The 21,360-nt window shown below is 66.3% G+C and carries 17 protein-coding genes; 10 read left to right on the forward strand and 7 right to left on the reverse strand.

Annotated elements, in window-relative coordinates:
* Positions 1 to 2 precede the first annotated feature (2 nt).
* Both FO044_RS01285 and FO044_RS01290 read left to right on the forward strand, forming a co-directional pair.
* Complete coding sequence (locus tag FO044_RS01285; protein ID WP_132992877.1) at positions 3 to 1,136, forward strand: amidohydrolase family protein; 1,134 nt, start codon at positions 3 to 5, stop codon at positions 1,134 to 1,136.
* A gap of 127 nt (positions 1,137 to 1,263) precedes the next feature.
* Positions 1,264 to 2,133: an SDR family oxidoreductase gene (locus FO044_RS01290; protein ID WP_132992878.1), complete on the forward strand. Its 870-nt coding sequence runs from the start codon at positions 1,264 to 1,266 to the stop codon at positions 2,131 to 2,133.
* On the opposite strand, the gene FO044_RS01295 is transcribed toward FO044_RS01290, so the two are convergent.
* Entirely contained in the window at positions 2,118 to 2,699 is a 582-nt protein-coding gene (locus FO044_RS01295; RefSeq protein WP_132992879.1) for a TetR/AcrR family transcriptional regulator, read from the reverse strand. The two genes, FO044_RS01290 and FO044_RS01295, sit on opposite strands and share 16 nt — an antisense overlap.
* Before the next feature lie 103 nt (positions 2,700 to 2,802).
* Here FO044_RS01295 and FO044_RS01300 point away from each other — a divergent pair, with 103 nt between their 5' ends.
* Together FO044_RS01300 and FO044_RS01305 are read left to right on the forward strand one after the other, a co-directional pair.
* Entirely contained in the window at positions 2,803 to 3,690 is an 888-nt protein-coding gene (locus tag FO044_RS01300) for an oxygenase MpaB family protein (protein WP_132992880.1), read from the forward strand.
* A complete protein-coding gene (locus FO044_RS01305) occupies positions 3,687 to 4,214 on the forward strand; it encodes a DUF4334 domain-containing protein (RefSeq protein WP_132992881.1) in 528 nt (175 codons plus the stop codon). Before FO044_RS01300 ends, FO044_RS01305 begins: the two co-directional genes overlap by 4 nt.
* A 28-nt stretch (positions 4,215 to 4,242) precedes the next feature.
* Here FO044_RS01305 and FO044_RS01310 read toward each other — a convergent pair whose 3' ends face one another.
* Complete coding sequence (locus FO044_RS01310) at positions 4,243 to 5,067, reverse strand: sulfurtransferase (protein ID WP_132992882.1); 825 nt, start codon at positions 5,065 to 5,067, stop codon at positions 4,243 to 4,245.
* A gap of 138 nt (positions 5,068 to 5,205) precedes the next feature.
* Positions 5,206 to 6,837 (reverse strand): (2,3-dihydroxybenzoyl)adenylate synthase, encoded by a 1,632-nt coding sequence (locus FO044_RS01315; protein WP_132992883.1) that lies wholly within the window; start codon positions 6,835 to 6,837, stop codon positions 5,206 to 5,208.
* 116 nt (positions 6,838 to 6,953) lie between these two features.
* Here FO044_RS01315 and FO044_RS01320 point away from each other — a divergent pair, with 116 nt between their 5' ends.
* Positions 6,954 to 8,270, forward strand: coding sequence for a salicylate synthase (locus tag FO044_RS01320; protein WP_132992884.1), 1,317 nt, complete (start codon positions 6,954 to 6,956; stop codon positions 8,268 to 8,270).
* A 29-nt stretch (positions 8,271 to 8,299) separates the two neighbouring features.
* Here the strand turns inward: FO044_RS01320 and FO044_RS01325 are convergent, their stop codons facing one another.
* Together FO044_RS01325 and FO044_RS01330 are read right to left on the reverse strand one after the other, a co-directional pair.
* Positions 8,300 to 9,220 carry a TIGR03564 family F420-dependent LLM class oxidoreductase gene (locus FO044_RS01325; RefSeq protein WP_132992885.1) on the reverse strand — a complete coding sequence of 307 codons (921 nt, stop codon included), beginning with the start codon at positions 9,218 to 9,220 and terminating at the stop codon, positions 8,300 to 8,302.
* Between the two features lie 41 nt (positions 9,221 to 9,261).
* A complete protein-coding gene (locus FO044_RS01330; protein ID WP_132992886.1) occupies positions 9,262 to 9,918 on the reverse strand; it encodes an NAD(P)H-binding protein in 657 nt (218 codons plus the stop codon).
* An 870-nt stretch (positions 9,919 to 10,788) separates the two neighbouring features.
* On the opposite strand from FO044_RS01330, the gene FO044_RS01335 reads away from it, so the two are divergent.
* Genes FO044_RS01335 through FO044_RS01350 form a run of 4 tightly spaced genes read left to right on the forward strand, consistent with a single transcriptional unit; the run spans position 10,789 to position 16,097 of the window.
* Entirely contained in the window at positions 10,789 to 11,448 is a 660-nt protein-coding gene (locus tag FO044_RS01335; protein ID WP_132992887.1) for a hypothetical protein, read from the forward strand.
* Positions 11,449 to 11,494: 46 nt separating this feature from the next.
* Positions 11,495 to 12,484: an alpha/beta hydrolase gene (locus FO044_RS01340; RefSeq protein ID WP_412917604.1), complete on the forward strand. Its 990-nt coding sequence runs from the start codon at positions 11,495 to 11,497 to the stop codon at positions 12,482 to 12,484.
* Positions 12,481 to 14,256 carry an ABC transporter ATP-binding protein gene (locus tag FO044_RS01345; RefSeq protein WP_235831395.1) on the forward strand — a complete coding sequence of 592 codons (1,776 nt, stop codon included), beginning with the start codon at positions 12,481 to 12,483 and terminating at the stop codon, positions 14,254 to 14,256. The genes FO044_RS01340 and FO044_RS01345 overlap by 4 nt, the downstream gene beginning before the upstream one ends.
* Complete coding sequence (locus FO044_RS01350) at positions 14,253 to 16,097, forward strand: ABC transporter ATP-binding protein (protein ID WP_235831396.1); 1,845 nt, start codon at positions 14,253 to 14,255, stop codon at positions 16,095 to 16,097. The genes FO044_RS01345 and FO044_RS01350 overlap by 4 nt, the downstream gene beginning before the upstream one ends.
* A 43-nt stretch (positions 16,098 to 16,140) precedes the next feature.
* On the opposite strand, the gene FO044_RS01355 is transcribed toward FO044_RS01350, so the two are convergent.
* Both FO044_RS01355 and ilvD read right to left on the reverse strand, forming a co-directional pair.
* Positions 16,141 to 17,622, reverse strand: a complete 1,482-nt coding sequence (locus FO044_RS01355; protein ID WP_132992888.1) for a phospholipase D-like domain-containing protein — start codon at positions 17,620 to 17,622, stop codon at positions 16,141 to 16,143.
* A 340-nt stretch (positions 17,623 to 17,962) separates the two neighbouring features.
* Positions 17,963 to 19,675, reverse strand: coding sequence for a dihydroxy-acid dehydratase (ilvD, locus tag FO044_RS01360; protein ID WP_132992889.1), 1,713 nt, complete (start codon positions 19,673 to 19,675; stop codon positions 17,963 to 17,965).
* A gap of 370 nt (positions 19,676 to 20,045) precedes the next feature.
* Here ilvD and FO044_RS01365 point away from each other — a divergent pair, with 370 nt between their 5' ends.
* The gene (locus tag FO044_RS01365) at positions 20,046 to 21,290 is read left to right on the forward strand and encodes a lipase family protein (protein WP_186290571.1); all 1,245 of its coding nucleotides are present in this window, start codon (positions 20,046 to 20,048) and stop codon (positions 21,288 to 21,290) included.
* Positions 21,291 to 21,360 lie beyond the last annotated feature (70 nt).

Genomic DNA, 21,360 nt, shown 5'->3' on the forward strand with positions numbered 1-21,360 from the left:
CAGTGGTGACGTTGAGCGGAGTGATCCCCGGGATCGTCGACGCGCACGTGCATTTCTACGACCCGATGCAGTCCACGTGGGCGCTGTCGAGGTTCGCACGTGTTGCGACGATGCCGCTCGTCAACCGGTTTCCGCGGCCGGCGCTGTGGTTGTCGGGAATGATCTCCCAGCGTGCCGAACTCCGGATGATGATCGATCCGAGCATCACGGCGTCCGCGTACGAACCGCGGCAGTACGCAGCCGAGGCGGAGAACGTCAGCAGTGTCTGCGGCGTGGGGATCGACACCGTCGTCAATATGGAGTCGCACTGGTCGGCTGCCGGACCGAGCGCCGTGTCCTCGTCGTTCGCGGAGACGCGTTACGTAGCGGGTCTGCCGTTCGGCCACAGTGGGCTGCCTGCGTTGGGCGGGTTGGTGGTGACCGGCGATCCGAGCGACCCCGAGTTCGGTGCGGGGCTGGCCGATCAGCTTCGCTACACCGAGCTGGTGCGCGGCGTCCGATTCAAGTGGGCGCGGCACTTCGATTCCCAGGTGTCGACGTGGCGGCGCCCGTCCGGCATCTTGAGCTCGGCCGATTTCCTGCGGGGATTCGAGTCGATCGTGGAGCACGAACTGGTGTTTCACTCGCTCTCCTACTCCCACCAACTCGGCGAACTGGATCTGCTGGCACGGCGGTTTCCGGAGACGACGATCGTCGTCGAGCATCTCGGTCTTCCCGTCGGAGTCTTCGGTCCGGTCGGCGGCCAGACCGGACGAACCGCTGCTGCGCGCGCCGAGATCCTCAACCTGTGGCGGGAGCGGATGTCGATGCTGGCTGCGCGTCCGAACATCTCGGTCAAGATCTCCGGTCTGGCGATCGGGCTGCTCGGGTACGGCCGTGAGACGTCGGACAACATCGGTGGCCGTGACATCCTCGCCGACATGATCGGTCCGCTGGTGCTGCACGTGGTGGACCAGTTCGGGCCGGAGCGGGTGATCTTCGGGTCGGACATGCCGATCGATCGGCCGAACGCATCCATCGACACGGTGATCGGTGCGCTCCTCGACGTGGTCGGGGAGCGTGGCGACCATCTGCTCGCGAATCTGTTCGCGCGCAATGCGCAGCGGCTGTACGGGTTGGAGGTCGCGGGCGCCTGAGTTTCCCCGCTCAGCGTCTGAAACCGCGTCAGGCGGTTACCGCCTCCGTGCGGGGAATTCTGCGCGCCGAACCACTGAAGCGAGTAGGCCGTGTACACCACAAGTGAAACATGTTCTAGTAAGTCTCATGGGTGTGTACGTGGTGACCGGATCGGCGTCGGGAATGGGACAGGCGGTGACGCTGCGGCTGAGAGCCGACGGGCACACGGTGGTCGGCGTGGACCTCGCCGGTGCGGAGGTCGATGCGGACCTCTCGACGTCCGAAGGGCGATCGGCCGCTATCGGCCTCCTTCTGGAGAAGGTCGACGGTCCGCTCGACGGCGCAGTCATGGCCGCCGGGATGGGGCCGAAGCGCGGACGTGAGCGGATGCTCGTCGAGGTCAACGTGCTGGGCGTGACCGACCTGCTCGAAGCGCTTCGTCCCAAGCTGGCGGCCGCAGCGAAGGCGAAGGTGGTGGTGTTCGGATCCAACTCGACGACGTCGACGCCGTTCGTGCCGCGCATGGCGATCAAACGTCTCGTCGACGGCGACGCGGAAGGCGCGACCCGGATACTGAAACGGCGCGGATCTCTGTCGGGACCGGCATCGTATGCCGCCTCGAAGATCGCCGTGGCGCGGTGGGTGCGCCGGATCTGTGTGACCCCGGAGTGGGCGGGGGAGGGTATCCGGATGAATGTGATCGCTCCGGGCCCGGTGATGACGCCGTTGCTCGCCGGTCAGCTGAAGAGTTCCACTGCGAGTCAGGTGAAATCGTTCCCGGTCCCGATTCGGGAGTACGGGACGCCTGAACAACTGGCCGAGTGGGTGATGACGATGCTGTCGCCGGCCGCCGATTTCATGGTCGGCACGGTCGTCACCGTGGACGGCGGAACGGAGGCTCTGCTGCGGCCGGACGATTGGCCTGCCCGGCTGCCGCTGCGCCTGCTGCCCCGGATGGGCTGGTCGATGTACCGGGCGCCCAAGCGTGGTCAGGTGGCGGATTACTCGGACACCTGAGTCTCGTCCGGGTCGATGCCCGCCAGCTGGAAGGCGGCGAGTGCGGTGGTGCGTATCGCCCACTCGAGCTCGTCGATCGACGGGTGCGACGAGTTCTCGAAGCCGGTGAGTATCAACATGGAGGTGGCGGCGAGATTCTCGGCGAGGTCGGCGCCGAACAGCTCGACGCCCATGTCGCGGATCGCGGTACGGCGTGCGGACTCCACTTCCGCGAGGGCATCATGCACGACGGGGTCGGTGCTCGCCCAGCTGCGGATGGCGCGCTCGGTGTCGTGCGGCAGGTTCAGTGCGATATCGATCAGTGCTTCGATCCGGTCTCTCGGATCGGTCACCTGCCGGGCGCCTTCCACGAGGCGGTCGGTGGCTTCGAGCCGCCAGTGGGCGATCAGCGCCGATTCGAAGGTCTTCCAACTGCGGAACGAATGGTAGAAGGAGCCGGTGGTCACCCCCGCTTCGGTGCAGACGGCCGACTGCTTGAACCCCGCGTATCCCTCACGTGCGAGAACGGTCATGCCCGCCTGGAGGAATCGTCTGCGCAACCTGCTCGGTTCGGCGTCCCTGTCCATCCCCGGATTGTTGCATGAGGGTAGCGCCGACTCTTGCCTTTCTCCATAAGTCGACTTATGGTGACAGTGGATGTGATCCACATCATCATCGAGGAGGACTCGCATGCTGAACCCGGACCGGAACGCGGGGCTCGATCCGCATCGCGACTTTCGGGAGATCTACCGGAACGTCGCATTGCTCGACTTCCCGTGGGACTTCACTCAGTCGCTCAGCTTCGCGCTGTTCCGCACGTACGCGGTACCCAGTGTGGGACGCCTGCTCGACGAATCACGAGGCTTCGCCGATACGCAGAAGCGCTACGACGACACCGGTCTGCTACTCGAAGTGCCGCTGCGCGAGGGGATCTCGTCGAGTGCCGGGAGGTCGGCGGTCCGTCGGATCAACCAGATGCACCGGGCGTACGACATCTCCAACGACGACATGCTGTACGTGCTCTCGACGTTCGTCGTCGTCCCCAAGCGGTGGTTGGATGACTACGGATGGCGCAAGCTCACCTACGACGAAGTGGTCGCTTCGACCAACTACTACCGCGAACTCGGGCGCCACATGAACATCAAGAACATCCCCGAGTCGTATGACGCGTTCGCGGTGCTGATGGACGAGTACGAAGGCGAGCACTTCGCGTATGACGAGGGCGGGCGTCGCGTCGCCGATCTGACGTTGAACCTGCTGACCACCTTTTACCCGAAGCCGGCCCGTCCCGCGGTCCGCGAGTTCTCGAAGGCGCTGATGGACGATCCGCTGCTCGACGCGTTCGGGTACCGAAAGCCGTCTCGGTTCGTGGTGGCCGCGAGCCGGCGTGCGATGCGTGCTCGGGCCGCCGTTGTCCGCCTTCTCCCGCCGCGTCGCAAGCCGCAGGGGTTCGGGGACACCTCACGGATGAAGTCCTACCCCGACGGTTACGAGATCGAGTCGCTCGGGACCTTTCCCGGAGGATGTCCGGTGTCTCATCTGTCTGAGTTGGAACCGACCTCGGCGGTGTCCGGATGACCACGACCGTCGCCGCTCTGAAAGCCGGACTGCCCAGCGATGCTGCTGCAGCCCTGTACGACTCGCTCGCGCCCGTCGGCGTCGAAGAGATTCTCGGTCAGTGGCACGGGTCGGAGGTCCCCACAGGGCATCCGATGGACGGACTGCTCGCGGTATCCGGTTGGTACGGCAAACGCTTCGACGACGCCGATCACGTTCATCCGCTGATCTTCGGCGAGCCGGGCGACCTCTATCCGGTTAACCCGGGCGCCGTGCCGATCGATCTGCTCAACCGGCTCGGCACGCGCATGCCGAGGCCGCAGATCCCCGGCGTCGCAACTGCGTTCAAAGCAGTGAAGACCAGGCGGCACCGTGCCCGCCTACGGCAGGTGGAGTACCGCGGAAAGGTCAGCACCGCGATGGTCTACGACCAGCTCGCCGTCATCGACCACTTCCGGCTCTTCGACGAGGACACACTTCTCGGAGCGATGGATCTGCGGAACTCGCCGCGACCGTACTTCTTCCTGCTGGAACGGGACCGCTGAGAGAGGGCGACGCTGAGCGAGGGGAGCGCTAACCGGTCTGTACCTCCCGGCTCGCGTCTGACGACCACTGCGAGTACGAGCCGGGATACAGCGTCGCGTCGATCCCGACCTGGTTGAGCGCCGCGATCTGGTGTGCCGCAGTGACTCCCGACCCGCAGTAGACGATCACATCGCGTGATCCGTCGACACCCAGCCCGGCGAAGCGTGTTCGCAGTGTGTCGTTGTCGAGGAAGTGCTCGTCGGAATCGAGATTGTCGGCAGTCGGCGCGCTGATCGCGCCGGGGATGTGGCCGGGGCGTGGATCCACGGGCTCCACGTCTCCGCGGTACCGCTCGGCGGATCGGGCGTCGAGTAGGAGTGCATCGGTGTTCGCGGCCTCGTCGATGGTCGCGGTCGGCATGCTGTCTCCGGTTAGTGTCACGCTGCCGGTGCGCGGTGTCGCGTCGCCTTTCGACTCCCGCATGCCGGCGTCCTGCCATGCGCGGTAGCCGCCGTCGAGGATCCTCACTTCGCTGACGCCGCCCCAGCGGAGCAGCCACCACAGGCGGGCCGCTGATTGGCCGCCGTTGTCGTCGTAGACCACGACCGGGGCACCGAAGTCCACGCCCCAGCTGCGTGCGGCCGCCTGGAGATCCGCGACGTCGGGGAGGGGGTGCCTGCCGTGCGCCGGATCGGCGGGTGCGGCCAGTTCGGACTCGAGATCGACGTAGACGGCGCCCGGTAGGTGCCCGGCTCGGTATCGCTGCTCGCCGTCGTCCTCGCCGAGGCGCCAACGTACATCGAGAACGGCGGGCGGCCTGTTCGACAGCATCGCCTCGACTAGATCCTCGACTCCGATCAGCACATCCGGCATTGTCCGCCTCCTTCGTCGCGTGAGAACTTCATTGCGAGCCTACGGCGTGGCCGGTCCCGAAGGTCTCGGCACTCGGCCTCGACCGATGCCTCGGGCGAGGCTCAACGGTCGGGGGAAGTGGATTGCGGGATCGACCACCTAGGAGAGTGATGCGCGGACGGCCTTCTTGTCGATCTTGCCGACGGCGGTCACCGGCAGGGCCTCGACGACACTCAGCCGGTCGGGCAGCTTGAACGAGGCAAGGCCGCGCGATGTCAGGAACTCGCGGAGCTCTGGCAGGGTCACGTCGCTCACGCCACGGCCGACGATGACAACCGCCCGGATTCGTTCGCCGACAACGTCATCGGGCTCGCCGACGACTGCGGCTTGCCGGACGGACGGGTGGGCGAGGAGGTTCTCCTCGACGTCGTCGGCCGCGACGTTCTCGCCTGCGCGCACGATGGTGTCCTTGATCCGGCCGGTCACCGCCAGGTGCCCCGATCCGAGTCGGCGAACCAGGTCGCCCGACCGGTAGAAGCCGTCGTCGGTGAACGACCGCTCGTTGTGCTCGGGTGCGCGGTAGTAGCCGCGAATCGTGTACGGCCCACGGGTCAGGAGCTCGCCCTCGTCGCCGTCTGCGACCTCGGTGCCGTCCTCGTCGACGATGCGGACTTCGTCGAACTCCGACATCGGGGACCCCTGGCTGACGTGGACGAGCGAGCGCGCGTCGTCGAGCCGGGAGTAGCAGATGAGGCCCTCCGCCATGCCGAACACCTGCTGCACTACGGGGCCGAATGCGGCATCGAGGTCGACGGCGTCGCTTTCCGCGAGCTTGGATCCGCCGACCTGCAGCAATCGGAGCGACGACGTGTCCGCCTCCTCCCACTCGGTGGCTGCGCCCCACAGCTGGGCGAGTGCGGGCACAAGTGCCACGACGCTCACGCGGTACTTCTCGACGATCGCGAACGCGTTGTCCGGGCTGGGGTCCGCAGTGAACACGCTGTGTCCGCCGACACCGATCATGCCGAGTGCGCCCGGGCAACTGAGCGGGAAGTTGTGTGCGGCAGGAAGTGCCGCCAGGTAGACGTCGTCCGCTGTGAGACCGGCGATCTCGGCGGACCGGCGGGCGTTGAACTCGTAGTCGTCATGGGTGCGGGCGATCAGCTTCGGCAGCCCGGTGGTGCCGCCGCTGACCAGCAACAAGGCGGGCAGGTCGGTCGAAACCGTCGGAGGTTCGAAATCGGTGTGCGGTGCGTCCGGCAGTGCGGTGAAACGTCCCGGATCGCCGGCGGTGAACACATGGCGCACGCCGGGAACTCGGTCGACGAGTTCGATGGCGAGCTCGCGGAAGTCGTAGCCGTGCGTTCCGTCCTCGGTCAGGTAGGCGACGGCGCCGGACGTGTGCGCCAGGTGGGCGATCTCGCTGATGCGGTGAGCAGGCAGCGTCATGACCGGCACGACGCCTGCACGCAGCAACCCGAAGAACGTGACTGCGAACTCGGCGGAGTTGTTCATCTGCACCACGGCGCGATCACCCGCGCGGAGCCCGGCCGCCTGAAAGCCGGCGGCACGACGGTCAGCGGCGGACAGGAGCCCGGAGTAGGTGAGGGTTCGATCGTCGGCGGCATCGGTGACGGCCGGAGAGTCGGGCCGCATGGCGGCGGCATCGACCAGATCGGACCACAGTGGGCGCCCGCGGTACAGGCCTGCGTCGTCGTAGTCGGCGGCCGGATCGGTGCGGTGCGGCGCGAATCCGTCGGCGAGATCGGACTGGGCTGTGGTCTGCGTCATCGAGGGCCGCCTTTCCTTTAGTGGCTAGGGGAGCCTAACCTATCTCGAGTGGTAAGGACTAGTTCAGATGAGTCGAGCGGCGCTGCCGCCGGCGTGGCGAGACAGGATCACTCGAGATGACGGCACTTCCGCTGCTGGACGAGCCGCTGACTGCGGCAGATGCGGCACGGAGATGTGCTGCGTGGGCGGCGTCCGGCGAATTCGGCGATCACGTGGTCTACGAACGCTCCGGTACCTGGATCTTCGCTGCCCGTCCCGTAGCGCACATCATCCTCACGCGTGGCCGGGTGAGTCTCGATGTCGGCTCCGAGGTGATTGACTTCCCGTGGACCGACGACCCGTCGGCCGGGCTGGAAGCTGCGCTCGCAGCGTTGCCCGACCGGACCTGGCAGCTGTACGGCTGGGTCGGCTTCGACTACTGCGCCGCATACCGCGGGCTGCTCGATCACGTCCCGCACGACGTGGTGCTGGCGCACTTCATCGTGCCCGGTCTGATCGTCCGAGTGAACGATGATGGGATCGACGCTGACGGTGCCGATGAGGAGATTCTCACGCGGCTGCAGGAGATCGCCTCGCGGGCAGACGATCCGGCGCCTGCGCGGCCGATCGACGTCGCGGTGGACGGAGACGGTTACTCCGAGCGCGTGGCACAGGCGATCGCCGAGATCAACAGCGGCGCGTATCAGAAAGTGATCCTGTCCCGCCGGGTTGCGGCCGGCTACGACGTCGACATCCCGGCGACGTACGTGCGAGGCCGCGATGCGAACACGCCTGCCCGATCGTTCCTGCTGCGGCTCGGTGGTGTGGAGGCTGCCGGGTTCAGTCCCGAGCTCGTGGGCGCCGTCGACCAGGACGGAATCGTCACCGCCGAGCCGCTCGCCGGAACCCGCGCGCTCACGGGTGCGGCTGACGTGGATGCGGCGGCCCGCACGGAACTGCTCTCCGATGAGAAGGAACTGGCCGAGCATGCGCTATCGGTACGTGCCTGTCTCGACGAGGTCGACTCCGTCGTGGAACCGGGTACCGCTCATGTCGCCAGCTTTCTGGACGTGCGGGAGCGCGGCAGCGTTCAGCATCTCGGGGCGACGGTGCGCGGTCGGCTGGCGCCGGGCCTCACCCCGTGGCGTGCTCTGGAGGCTCTCTTCCCCTCGATCACCGCGACCGGAACCCCGAAAACGCCCGCGCTCGAGGCGATCTACCGACTCGAACCCGAACGGCGCGGTCCGTATTCCGGCGCCGTGGTCGCGGCGTCGTCCGCAGGTGATCTGGAAGCGGCCCTCGCGCTGCGCTCGGTGTTCGCCGAGGACGGTCGCGCGTGGCTGCGAGCCGGCGCCGGAATCGTAGCCGGGTCGCAGCCGGACCGGGAGTTCACGGAGACGTGCGAGAAGCTCGCCAGCATCGCGCCGTTCGTGGTGCCCGCCACCGAATCATGAAGGGACAGCACGCTGGTGCTGTTCCTCGCCTACTCGTCGATGGACCGCAGTAGCGCGCGAGTGCGGGCCCGTACCTCGGGATCGCGGTCGAACAGGATCCCGACGTACTCGTCGACGCCGAACGACTCGAGTTCCCGAATGCGCTCGGCGACGGTCGACTCATCGCCGATGATGGCGGCGTCGGCCGGTCCGGCGAAGCCCTCGCGATCGAGCATCGATTTGTAGGATGGCAGGCCGTCGTACATGGCGAACTGCTTGGCCGCCGAGGCCCGGGCTCCGTCGGCGTCGTCGGTGACACTGACCGGCAGCATCGCGACCGTGCGGACGGATCCATCGGGCCGGCCGGCGTCGGCCGCCGACTGTTTCAGAGTCGGGATCACATGGTCCCGAAGGGTTTTCGGTCCGGTCATCCAGGTGACGGTGCCCGACGTGCGACGGCCGGCCAGCTCGAGCATCTTGGGGCCGAGCGCTGCGAAGTACACAGGGGGCGCAGCGACGCCCTGCAGGGTCATCGCGCCGCGGGTGGTGACGATGTCGCCGGCAGCATCGGCCTTCTCGCCGCTGAGGAGCGGGAGCAGTCCGTCCAGATATTGCTCGGTGCGCTGCACCGGCTTGGCGTACGAGATGCCCCACATGCCCTCGGTGACCACCCGGTGGGTGAGTCCGAGACCGAGGTTCAACCGGCCGCCGATGATCTGGTTGACCGTGAGCGACTGCTGGGCGAGCTTCATCGGGTGCTGTGCCTGAATCGGCAGAACGCTGGTGCCGAACTCGATGTCGGGCACTTCGCGGCCGGCGAGTGCGATGCAGGTCAGCAGGTCGGGTTCGCTGGGCATCTGAGTGGACCAGACACGCCGGAATCCCTCCTCGCGCAACTCGTGCAGGTTAGCCACGGCCTTATCTATCGACAGGCTCTTCGCGTTGATCGTCCAGACGACGTTGACCTGCATCGTGCCTCCTGTATTCGCGTTGTGGTGTCCGACCGCTGGGGTCAGAGTGCGTTGAGCGCCACGTCGATCGGTACCGAGCCGTCGGTGAAAGCGATGTTCTGGCGGATGGACGCCGGATTGGCCAGTGCCGCTGCGGCGACCTGTGCCACGTTGGCCCGCGCGGTGCCGGCGTTCTTCTCGGTGCGGATGGCGGCCGGATCGATCGTCCCCGACGGATCGTCGAGGGTCAGCGCACCTGGCATGAGAATGGTCCAGTCCAGCTTGGATTCGCGCAGAGCGACGTCGGCAGCTGCCTTCGCCTCCGCGTACGGGTAGAAGGCGCTGTCTTCGCTGACACCGTGATCGGGTCCGGCACCGAGATACGAGACGAGCACGAACCTGTTCACGCCTGCCTCGGCCGCGGCCTCCATGGCACGGATCGCCGCGTCCCGATCGACGGCGTAGGTGCGGTCGGGGTTTCCGCCGCCGGCACCCGCGGTGAACACCACGGCGTCAGCGCCCTCGATCGCCTGGCTGATCTCCCCGCGGTCGGCGTTCTCGACATCGAGAACCAGTGGTTCCGCGCCGGAGGCACGGACATCGTCGGCGTGCTCCGGGTTACGGATGATCGAGGTGACCGAGTCGCCGCGTTCGTTCAGCAGGGGTGCGAGGAGGAGGGCGATCTTGCCGTGTCCTCCGATGATCTTGATGTCCGCCATGAGGGATACCGTACTGATTACCGCCCATCGCCGCAGAGTCGGGGATTGTTACATCGTTAACCTTTGAAGTTGCTGCGGAGATCCGTTGAGGCTGGTAGCCAGTTCGTCCCGAAGCGCCGTGGTGTGACCGGCTGGGTCCGGAGCGGGCCGGCGTCGGGGAAACCGTCCTGACTGGCGCGTCGCGAATCGCTCGGTCGGCCCCGAGGTCCGGAACGATCTGATTGGCGCCGAACGACACTGCGGTGGGGAATGGCCAGAGTCTTCCGATGAGTGTCAACCTGCCAGCGAGGTCGAGTGTGTTCGACGTGTTCGACGCTGTCCTTCAGTCGTTTCCGGGCGATCGGGCGATGGACTGGTCGGGCGAGTTCTTCGGGGAGATTCTGGAAGTTATGTCAACCGGGACTTCGGTCGCTTGCGCAGCGGGTCCGGGTCTGAGGATTTGCCTCTATGCAGGGAGTACGCGGGCATCCTTACTGGTAGATGCGATTTCGAAGACTCTGGAAATTGTCCTACAAACGTATGACTCAAGCCACAATCGAGACAATATGAGGCACAGATCACATTTACATAACGGTCTTTTACTTCAGTCGACTGAAGTACTCGCCAGGGTCAAAGTGGACATCGCGTGCAGTTCGCCAAGAGCTGACGTTTCCCGCAAGTGAAAGAAGTAGAAAAATGGCTGATGGCCCCGTCGTCCTGCAGATCGACTTCCTGACCCCGATCATCGACGCCCTGGGTGGTGCTTCCAGTGAGGGCAGCAGCGAAGCGCCGGCAACGTAGAGCCGGACTTCGCTGGGCCGCCTTGCGCTTAACGGTGCGAGGCGGCCCGTTGCTCGTCCAGTCAGACACTCCCGACACGATTGCGGCCCGATGGCAGACATCATCACCCTTGACGACACCCGTCTGGTGCAAGCGACGGAGATCCTTGCGGACTGCGTGGCTGAGATCCCGCTGTACCGTTGGCTTCTCGGTGAGCACGTAGACGATCAGAGCAAACGCGAGTGGTTATCCGAGATTCTCATTCGTCCGTTGTTGCACGTCGGATGCGTGGTCGGTGCGGTGGCAGATGATCGCCTCATAGGGGTTCTCCTTTGGCAGGCCCACGACGTCGATCTCGCTCCGGGCGGCGAACCTCCGCTGACCCCCGCCGACGTTCAGGTTGCGATCGACACCCCAGGACTACGTGAGCGCCTGCTCGAGCTCTGGACCAGCGATGTATTGGTCGCTCCTGCGGAAGACGCGGTCAATTGCATGCTCGTTGCGGTGCTGCCCGAATTCCGCCGCGCAAGCGTCACTCTCGACATGATGCGAGAGGTGCAGGAATTCTGCATCCGGAGTAATCGCCCCTTCTACGCGTGGACCGGCTCAGCGCCGTTGCGGTGGTGGTTCCAGGACGGCTGGAGCGCTACCGAGTTCGGCTCCGTCGAATGGCATGGAACCGCCATGTACGGAGTCGTCTCCGACCGGCCGCCCACGCTTAAACCGGTGCCGCCCGAACGGCGTGCCCACGCAGAAACAGCCGCTCGATGACCGACGTCGACCGTCGAACCGACCACTCAAACCAGGAGACCCTTTCGTGAAGCTCACTCGTACAGTCCGGCTCGCCGTGATCGTCGCGGCGGTTGCTGCACTGTTCGCCGCCCCCATGGCTCCTGTTGCTCACGCTGCGCCGGGTGGCGTGGTGTCGTCGACCGAGGTGTCGAGTCAGGAACTCGACATCACGGTGCATTCAGCGTCGATGAACCGGGACATCCCCCTCACCGTCTTCGCACCTGAGAATCGGTCCAAACCGGCGCCCGTGCTCTACCTTCTCAACGGTGCGGGCGGCGGAGAGGACGGTGCCACGTGGCAGGGCAAGACCGATATCGCCGAGTTCGTCGCGAACAAGCACGCGTATGTGGTGATTCCGATGGAGGGGGCGTTCTCGTACTACACGGACTGGATCAAGTCCGATCCCGAACTCGGCGTCAACAAATGGGAGACGTTCCTCGGTGAGGAGCTTCCTCCGGTGATCGACGCGGAGTACAACACGACGGGAGCCAACGCGATCGCCGGGATCTCCTCGTCGGCGACGTCGGTGCTGAACTTGGCGATCCACCATCAAGGCCTCTACCGCGCCGTCGGTTCGTACAGCGGCTGCGCGAGCATGTCGTCCACTCACGGAACGCTGTTCACCCAGATCGTGGTGGAGGGTCGCGGTGGTGGGGACATCACCAACATGTGGGGTGAGCCCGGTGGACCGATGTGGCGAGCCAACGATCCCGTCCTAAATGCAGGGAAGCTGCGCGGTGTCTCCCTGTACCTGAGTTCGGCCAGTGGCTTGCCCGGTAAGCACGACAATCCGGCGGAAGTACCGGATCCGGCGACCCTTGCCGATCAGATCGTCGTCGGAGGCGGAATCGAGGCGACCAACCGGTTCTGCACCGAGCAGCTCGCGTCGAGCCTGGCGCGCAAGGGCATTCCTGCCACGGTGGACCGCCCGGGTACCGGAACGCATTCGTGGGGCTACTGGGAGGACCAGCTGCACAAGTCCTGGCGGCAGATTGCCCGCGCCCTCAATAGGTGACGCGGCACCGTAGCGCGCGGCGCGGTCGACCCGGTACGCGGCCGACCGGGGTCCTGCGGATCGCACTCGCCGGGCGCGGTGCGGCGATCGCGTCCGTGGCGGTCGCACAGGTGCTGGCGCTCGGCGCCGGGCTGGCGCAGCCGCTGTTCAATGCGCACCTCATCGACAACGGTGTGGTGGCCGGAGATTTCGGCTACATACTCGGCCTCGGTGTGTGGATGCTCGTGGTCGCGGTCGTCGGATCTGTCGCATCGTTCGCAACGGTTGCACTCGGTTCGAGGGTGTCGGCGGAGGCTGCCGCCGAGATTCGGCGTCGGGTGTACCGACGTGCCGGGCAGATGACGGAAGCTGAGTTCCAGCGCATCGGTACGGGGTCGATGCTGACCCGGACCTCGCCGGACATCGCCGTTGTCGCGCAGTCGGTGTTCGTCACGTTGACGGCTGCGATCGCCGCCCCGATCGTGATGATCGGCGCGATCATTCTGGCGCTTCGGGAGTCGGTGACCCTGTCTCTGGTCATCGTCGTGGTCGTGGTGGTGCTCGGTATCGGGGTGGGGCTGTTCGTGGTCCGCACCATTCCGTTGGCGATGCGCATGCAGCAGACCACCGATGCGCTCAACCGGGTGCTGCGCGAGCATTCGGCGGGAGTGCGCATCGTGCGGGCCTTCCGACGAGAGTCGACCGTCGGCGGCTGGTTCGCCGAATCGAACACCGAGATGAGCATCCTTGCGAGGCGGATCGGCTCGTTGCAGGGGCTGCTGACACCGGCCGTGCTGCTGGTGGCCAACCTGGCCTCGGTGGCCACGGTCGTGGCCGCCGCGGGTCTCATCGAATCCGGACGGTTCACGATCGGTGGTCTCACCGCGTACACGGGCTATCTCAACCAGATCGTGGCCGGGACGACGATGCTGGTGGCGACGATCGCGGTGATCCCTCGTGCGCAGGCCAGCCTGCGGCGTATCGCCGAGGTGCTCGACGCGGACGACGTGCCGACGATGGACGACGCGTCGCCCGGTGATGTCGCCGAACGGCCGATGCGGCTGGGATTCCGTGTCGTGCATCTCCGGTATCCGACCGCCGACGACGAGACGTTGCGGGGACTGTCTCTGGAGTGCGTGCCGGGCGGCACGACAGTGGTCATCGGCGGCACGTCGAGCGGCAAGTCGACGATGCTGAGTCTTGTTCCGCGACTCATCGACCCGACTGTCGGCGCGGTGGCGGTGGCCGGGAAGCGAGTCACCGAATGGCCGCTCGAGGATCTCCGCAGGCAGATCGTCCACGTCGGTCAGCGACAGTCGCTGATCGCGGGCACCGTGGGCGCGAACCTGCGGCTGGCGGATGCCGACGCCGACGACGACTCCCTCTGGCGTGCCATGCACGCCACCCTCATCGCCGACACGGTGCGCGATCGCGGGGGACTGGACGCGGCCGTCGACCAAGGTGGCGCCAACTTCTCCGGCGGTCAGCGACAGCGACTCGCGTTGGCGCGCGCACTGCTCCGTCGCCCTGCGGTGCTCTGTCTCGACGACGCGTTCTCTGCGATGGACGGCGAGACGGCGAGCGCGGTACTGGCGGGCATCCGGACCGTGCTTCCCGACGCGACAGTTCTGCTGGCGACGCAACGAGTGAATCTGACCCGCGACGCCGATCGGATCGCAGTCCTCGAGCACGGCCGCATCACCGCCGTCGGCGACCATCTCACCCTGCAGGCCAGTAGCGAGGCGTACCGGGAGTTCGTGGACGCTCAGTCGGCTGGAGTGCGGGACCGATGATGAAGCTACTGCGTGCGGCGCGTCTGGTGCGTCGCGACATCGCCTCCGACCGGCGGATCGTCGCAGCGCTGGTGCTGTCGCTGGTGTCCGTCGTGTTCGCCATCGTCCTGCCATTGATCATGGCGCTGATGACCAACACGGTGTTCGCGGGTGTCATCGGAGGACGACTGCCTGCCGGGCAGTCGCTCGCTGATGCGGTCGACGGACTGAGGGAGGCCGGGCGCGGCGACCTGGCCAACGTCGCCGAGACCAGCGGTGCCGTCCCCGGAGCTGGGATGGACTGGCCTCGACTATGGCGGGAGACGGCATTCGCCGTCGCCGTGATCGTGGTGATGACAGGCGCTCGGGCCATCGGATCGATCCTGCTCAGCCGGGCAGTCGCCGAATCGAACCGCCGGACGCGCTCGGAGATGGACCGCAAACTGCACCGACTTCCAGTCTCCGCTTTCGAAGGCGGACGTCGCGGTGCGACTCTCAACGCGGTGACGGTTGACGTCGCGAATCTGGGCACCCTGATCGGGCCGTTGTTCGTGCAGCTTCCGGTCATCGTGATGACCGTCGTGGGGGTGGCGGTGGTATTGCTCGTCATCGCGCCTCTGTTAGCGGTGATCGTGTTCGTCGCGGTACCGGTGACGGTTGTCGCTGCGCTGGTGTTGATGCGGAGGGCGCGTCCGCACATAGATCTGCAGTGGCAGACCACCGCGGAGCTCGCCGTACACGTCGAGGACGTGTACAGCGCGCGGGAGATGCTGAGCTCCTACGACGCGCACCGGGAACCGACCGCCGAGTTCGATCGGCTCAACACCCGGATCGCGAACGCGACCCGCACCGGGCAGACGTGGAGCGGCGCGCTCGGCCCGGTGCTGAGCGGTCTCAATGTCCTGGTGTTCGTCGCGTTGGCGGTAGTCGGCGCGATGCGAATGCTCGACGGGGCCATCACGCTCGGCGCGCTGCAGGCGGTGGTCATCTACGCGCGGCAGATGACCGCACCCTTGAGCGAGCTGGCCGGAATCCTTCCCCGGCTGCAGTCCGGAATGGTTTCGTACGGCCGCGTGAAGGCGTTCCTCGCGCAGAACGACGAATCGCAGCCGGCCGTCGACGACCCGCCGACGGGTTCGCGCGGCAGGCACACGGCTCCGCCGGCAATCAGCTTCGAGGGAGTGCGATTCGCGTACGGGGGCGGCCCCGGAGTCCTCGCCGACGTCGATCTGCAGCTGGAACCTGGGACGGCGACCGCACTTGTCGGAGCCACCGGCTCCGGCAAGACCACCTTGACCTCGTTGCTGCAACGGTTCGCCGATCCGACGGCCGGCCGGATCACTCTCGACGGTTACGACATCGCCGAGTGCAGCAGGACTTTCGTGCGTTCGCAGCTGGCGGTCGTCACCCAGGAACCTCGGCTGTTCACCGGAACCGCCGGCGAGAACATCGCGTTCGGGTCACCCGACGGGCGGACCGAGCGGTCGGCGGTCATCGACGAGATCACGGCGACTCTCGCCAGTGGTGAGGACACCGCGGTGTCGGGAGACTCCGAACAGCTGAGTGCCGGAGAGAAGCAGTTGCTCACCGTTGCACGCGCATTGGCCGCGCGGCCGGGAGTGCTGATCCTCGACGAGGCCACCAGCGCTGCCGACCCCCGCACGGAACTGCTCATCCAACGTGGACTCGAGGCTCTGCGAACTCATACGACGACGCTCGTCATCACGCACCGGATGTCGACGCTCGCTGCCGTCGACGACATCGCCGTTCTCGGCGAGGGGCGGATCGTCGAGCGTGGCACTGCGGCCGAACTGATCTCGGCGGGCGGCGAATTCGCGCGACTGTACGGCGCCGACCGGTGAGGGCCGACCGGTGAGTCCGACGGGTGACCTCGAGGTGTGACGGTCAGAAGGGCAACGCCGACCGGACACCGCGCACCGTGTGCCGCACGACGGAGCGGTAGACGTTCTCGAAGCGCATCGAGTCGACGTCCTCGGGATCGATGAGGTTGTTGTCGGCGAGCGGCGAATCCTCGTCCGCGGTGTTCGCCTTGGTGAACGGGGCCAGGGTCCGGCCACTTCCTCGATGCAGGTCGATCGCCTTGATCAACGATCCCTGTTCGGCGACTTCCTCATCGAGATCGGCTGCGTCGATGTCGAGGTGCTCGGCGATCAGCCTGCTCCGAACGGCCAGGATGGAAGTGCTGATGGCAGCGGTCTGGTCGGTGTTGTCGGCGGTATCGATAGTCACGTCGCACTCACTGTCGAATCCGAGGGACCGGTTGTTCAGGTTGGACGATCCGACGCGCAGGATTCGGTCGTCGGCGATGAGCACCTTGGCGTGCACGTATATCGGCTCGTCGTCCGCGGTGACCGGATAGAAGATCCGGAACCGGTCGTGGACGTCGGCCTCCCAGATCAGCCGCAACAGACGGTGACGCGCACCGTCCATCGAGCGCCGCTCGATATCTCCGTCAGCGTGCCTGGGCAGCACGACGACGATCTCCGGCCCGTCGGGCTCGGCGAGCCGGGCGATCAGGGCCTCGGCGATCTCTCGGGACGCCAGATACTGGCTCTCGAGGTACAGGGTGTCGCGGGCGGCGGCGATTGCGGCCCGGTACAGCTGGAAGATCTCATCGACCTCCTCGCGTTCCTTGTACTCGGGCAGCGTCCTGGAGACGCCGACCGTGGCGCCGGTGAAGGTGGGTCCGAGCCCCTCCGGCCATACCGGGCGGGGAGGCGCCGCGATAGGTGGCAGCCTCTTGCCGGTCGCGGCCTCCCACCGGTCGTAGGCGACCTCGGCGATCACCTGCGCCGCCCCGCCGTCGAGCGCGAGAGTCACGTCATGCCAGGGCCCGTACGCCTCGCCGGTCGGTGTGACCCGATGCTCGTTCGACGTGAGGTGGTCGGAGGTGTCCCACCGGTCGACTGTCATGTCGATACCGCCGCAGAACGCGAACGTGTCGTCGATGACCGCGATCTTCTGGTGGTGCGCCGCGGCGATCGGATGCGCCGCGTCCACGCGGTAGTGAAGGCGGCGTCCGCTGATCAGATCCTGCACCAACGGCGGCAGCATGCCGCGGGCCATGCCGGTGAGTGCGCCGATACTCCAGCGGAGGACGAAGATCTCGAGTTCGGGGCGAGTCTTGGTGAGCCATCTCAGCAGGTCGCCGAGCTCGTCGGGCACGTCCGATGCGGGAGCTTTCCGTTCGAGTTCAATACGGGTGTCGAAGTCCCAGCCGACGAGGATCACGCGTCGCCGGGCCTGCAGCAGGGCCGACTTCGCGTATGCGAAGTAGTCGGCGGCATCGACGATCACCGACAGTCGATCCGCCTGCGCGGTCGTCAGGCACGTATCGCCGGGCTTCAGGATCGGCTCGGCGGTCATCGAATCTGCTCTAGGTTGCTCACGTACAAGTTGTACATGGTGACCTGCGGGTCTCGTTTCACAACGGCGCTCGACGTGTCCGCCTGCAGCCGCTCGTGTCGGGCAGCGGACGGGGTTCGCCAGCGGCTCGCGGCACTCCGAGTGTTCTGCTGAGTCCGGGGCGACAACACGGGTGCGTATCTATCGGCGGCGGATATGGCATCACTCCGGGAAGGTCAGCGACCGTGGCAGAGCGATCCTCGTCTGAGTGGTACCGCTGACGGTCGGCGACCCGCTATAGGCCGGTGCCGACGCTGTGAGGTACCACTCAGACGGATGAAGCGTTAGCTTGCCTGGATGCTTACTCGCAGACGGCGCCGAACGAGGCCGACTTGACCAGCTTCGAGTACTTGGCGAGCACGCCCCGCGTGTAGCGGGGTGGCAGCGGCTCGAAGTCCGCAGCGCGCGACGACAACTCGTTCTCGTCGACGAGGAGGTCGAGAGTCCCGGAGCCGACGTCGAGGCGGATACGATCGCCGTCGCGGACCATGGCGATGGGGCCGTGATCCACGGCCTCGGGCGCCACATGTCCCACGCACAGACCGGTAGTGCCGCCGGAGAAGCGTCCGTCGGTCAGGAGCAGTACGTCCTTACCCAGGCCCGCTCCCTTGATCGCGCCGGTGATGGCCAGCATCTCGCGCATGCCGGGTCCGCCCTTCGGGCCCTCGTAGCGGATGACGACCACGTCACCAGAGGTGATGGTCCCGTCCTCGAGTGCGTTCATCGCGTTCCGCTCGCCGTCGAACACGCGAGCCGTGCCTTCGAAGACGTCAGAGTCGAATCCGGCCGACTTCACCACCGCGCCCTCGGGGGCGAGGCTGCCGTGCAGGATCGTGATCCCGCCGGTGGGGTGGATCGGCGAGTCGAGGGCACGCAGAACCTTGCCATCGGGGTCCGGGGGTGCGATGTGGGCGAGGTTCTCGGCGACAGTCCGGCCGGTGACGGTGAGGCAGTCACCGTGCAGGAGGCCTGCATCGAGTAGGGCCTTCATCACCACGGGCACGCCGCCGATACGATCCACATCGGTCATCACGTGCGCACCGAACGGCTTTACATCGGCTAGATGCGGTACGCGAGAACCGATCCGGGAGAAGTCGTCGAGCGTGAGCTGCACGTCTGCCTCGTAGGCGATGGCCAGCAGGTGCAGCACCGCGTTGGTGGAGCCGCCGAACGCCATGACCACTGCGATCGCGTTCTCGAACGCCTCCTTGGTCATGATGTCGCGCGCGGTGATCCCACGGCGCAGCAACTCGACGACGGCCGCACCGGATTCACGGGCGAACTTGTCCCGACGACGGTCGGGAGCAGGCGGCGCCGCGCTTCCCGGCAGCGACATGCCCATCGCCTCGGCGGCGCTGGCCATCGTGTTGGCCGTGTACATGCCGCCGCAGGCGCCTTCGCCCGGACAGATGGACCGCTCGATCGTGTCGACGTCGTCGCGGCTCATCAGTCCGCGGGAGCAGGCGCCGACCGCCTCGAAGGCGTCGATGATGGTCACCTGCTTCTCGGATCCGTCCGAGAGCTTCGCGTATCCGGGCAGAGTCGACCCCGCGTAGAGAAACACCGACGCCAGGTCGAGGCGCGCCGCAGCGATGAGCATTCCCGGCAGCGACTTGTCGCAGCCGGCGAGCAGGACGGAGCCGTCCAGGCGTTCGGCGCTCATCACGGTCTCCACGCTGTCGGCGATGACCTCGCGGGAGACCAGCGAGAAGTGCATGCCCTCGTGGCCCATCGAGATGCCGTCCGAGACCGAGATGGTGCCGAACTCCAGCGGGTAGCCATTGGCCTCGTGCACGCCTTCCTTGACACCTTTGGCGAGGCGTTCGAGGGAGAGGTTGCACGGCGTGATCTCGTTCCACGACGAACCCACGCCGATCTGCGGCTTCACCCAGTCGTCGTCGCCCATGCCCACCGCGCGGAGCATGCCGCGTGCCGCGGTGCGCTCCAGGCCGTCGGTGACGTCACGACTGCGAGGTTTGATGTCCGGTCCGTTGCTGTCGTCGCCTGTGGTCATGCCTCCACGATAGAAGGGTGCCAGTCTTTAGTCGCGGTGGTTGTCGGAACGCATCGTCGAGCAGCTGAGGTGTCGGCTCCCGTCGAGCGTCGTTTTTCTGGTACCGCTGACGATCGGCAATCGCACAGCGGTACCAGAAAGACGAGAAGAAGCGCCCGAATGCCAGTCGGTCAGTGCGGGGACACCTCCGTGGGCGGCTCTGGCACGGGGGTCCTTCGGGTGGCGACAGCACGACTCTCTCCCGGACCAGAACTCCGGCCACTTCTGACATGCCTGGACCGGTGCGACGCCGAAACCGGCATTTCCTGTGGTGTGCGCCATATATGGTGGTCTGATGTTTCGGGCGTTCTGTCGATTGAGTCGGGTTGCGGTGACCGTGGCCCTCGTGGGGCTGATGTCGCTGGGCGCGATCTTCATCGGCGCGGGCACCTCGCATGCGGAGGGTGGCTTCTACACCGTGCCGAAACAGCTGACGGGAGCACCGGGCGACGTTCTGCGCAGCGAGCCGATGACCGTGGCGTTGTCCGTGCCGACGCCGTCGGGGCACTTTCCGGCGGACGCATCCCGCATCATGTACCGGACGACCGGCCCGACGGGGCAGCCCGCCGCAGCGACTGGAACGGTGCTGACTCCGAAGTCTCCGTGGCGGGGTCGGGGCTCCCGCCCGTTGGTCAGTTTCACGGTGGGCACCCACGGTATCGGCCCCCAGTGCAAGACCTCACGACTTCTCGGGGAGGCGCTGCATTACACCCCGCCGCTGGACTTCTTCGTCGAGTACGAGTTGCCGTCCATCTACATGCTGCTTTCGCAGGGGATTGCAGTCGTCGTTACCGACTATCTGCCCGACACCTACTTGAACCCACGAGGTGAGGGGCCCGCAACCATCGACGCGGCCCGTGCCGCACAGCGTCTTCCGGGTGCGCAGATACCGGCGGATGGTCCGGTCGCGTTCTGGGGGTACTCCCAGGGTGGCCATTCAGCGGCGGCCGCCGCAGAACAGGTGAGCGCATACGCACCGGAGCTGAACGTGAAGGGCGCGTTCGTCGGAGCGCCGCCGGTGGACATGATCAAGCAGCTCGGCACAGTCGATGGTGGAGCGCTCGTCGGAATCAACGGGTACTTTCTCAACGGTCTGATGGGTTCGTATCCGGCTACCAAGCCGGTCATCGACGACATGCTCAATCGAGCAGGGCATGAGATGCTGCGCAGGACGGACGGTCAGTGCGTTGTCGAGACCGAATTGACGTACGGGTTGCGAAAGTCGAGTGAGCTCACGGTCTCCGGGCGATCGATTCAGAGCGTTCTGGCCTCCGACCGGCGGACGGCCAAGGTGATCGACTCGATGACACTCGGCAGGACTGCGCCGTCCACTCCGATCCTGTTGCTGACCGGAGGAGCCGACGACATCGTCTCGCCGGCCGCCGTACGACGCCTCGGGCATAGGTGGTGCGCCGGCGGAACATCGGTGCAACTGATGGACATCCCGCTCCCGAAGATCTTTCCGGGCCTCGGCTTGGGCCACATCGTCAACATGCCGATCGGTGAGTTGGGCCAGGGATTCAGCTGGCTCAACGACCGGTTCAACGGTCGGACGGCACCCAGTAACTGCAGGTAGCCGGGTCGCCGCGAACTGTGCGGTATCGGTGTCGCGGACGAGTGGCCCGTCGTGAGGCATCATCGAATCC

This window comes from Gordonia zhaorongruii (assembly GCF_007559005.1).
GTDB classification, from domain to species: Bacteria; Actinomycetota; Actinomycetes; order Mycobacteriales; family Mycobacteriaceae; genus Gordonia; species Gordonia zhaorongruii.

Excerpts from the sequence above, each read along its gene's own strand:
- FO044_RS01335 (WP_132992887.1), top strand. The coding sequence starts at position 10,789 with ATGGCAGACATCATCACCCTTGACGACACCCGTCTGGTGCAAGCGACG.
- FO044_RS01315 (WP_132992883.1), bottom strand. The coding sequence starts at position 6,837 with ATGACGCAGACCACAGCCCAGTCCGATCTCGCCGACGGATTCGCGCCG.
- FO044_RS01355 (WP_132992888.1), bottom strand. The coding sequence starts at position 17,622 with ATGACCGCCGAGCCGATCCTGAAGCCCGGCGATACGTGCCTGACGACC.
- FO044_RS01330 (WP_132992886.1), bottom strand. The coding sequence starts at position 9,918 with ATGGCGGACATCAAGATCATCGGAGGACACGGCAAGATCGCCCTCCTC.
- FO044_RS01295 (WP_132992879.1), bottom strand. The coding sequence starts at position 2,699 with ATGGACAGGGACGCCGAACCGAGCAGGTTGCGCAGACGATTCCTCCAG.
- FO044_RS01290 (WP_132992878.1), top strand. The coding sequence starts at position 1,264 with ATGGGTGTGTACGTGGTGACCGGATCGGCGTCGGGAATGGGACAGGCG.
- FO044_RS01300 (WP_132992880.1), top strand. The coding sequence starts at position 2,803 with ATGCTGAACCCGGACCGGAACGCGGGGCTCGATCCGCATCGCGACTTT.
- FO044_RS01310 (WP_132992882.1), bottom strand. The coding sequence starts at position 5,067 with ATGCCGGATGTGCTGATCGGAGTCGAGGATCTAGTCGAGGCGATGCTG.
- ilvD (WP_132992889.1), bottom strand. The coding sequence starts at position 19,675 with ATGACCACAGGCGACGACAGCAACGGACCGGACATCAAACCTCGCAGT.
- FO044_RS01320 (WP_132992884.1), top strand. The coding sequence starts at position 6,954 with ATGACGGCACTTCCGCTGCTGGACGAGCCGCTGACTGCGGCAGATGCG.
- FO044_RS01350 (WP_235831396.1), top strand. The coding sequence starts at position 14,253 with ATGATGAAGCTACTGCGTGCGGCGCGTCTGGTGCGTCGCGACATCGCC.
- FO044_RS01325 (WP_132992885.1), bottom strand. The coding sequence starts at position 9,220 with ATGCAGGTCAACGTCGTCTGGACGATCAACGCGAAGAGCCTGTCGATA.
- FO044_RS01305 (WP_132992881.1), top strand. The coding sequence starts at position 3,687 with ATGACCACGACCGTCGCCGCTCTGAAAGCCGGACTGCCCAGCGATGCT.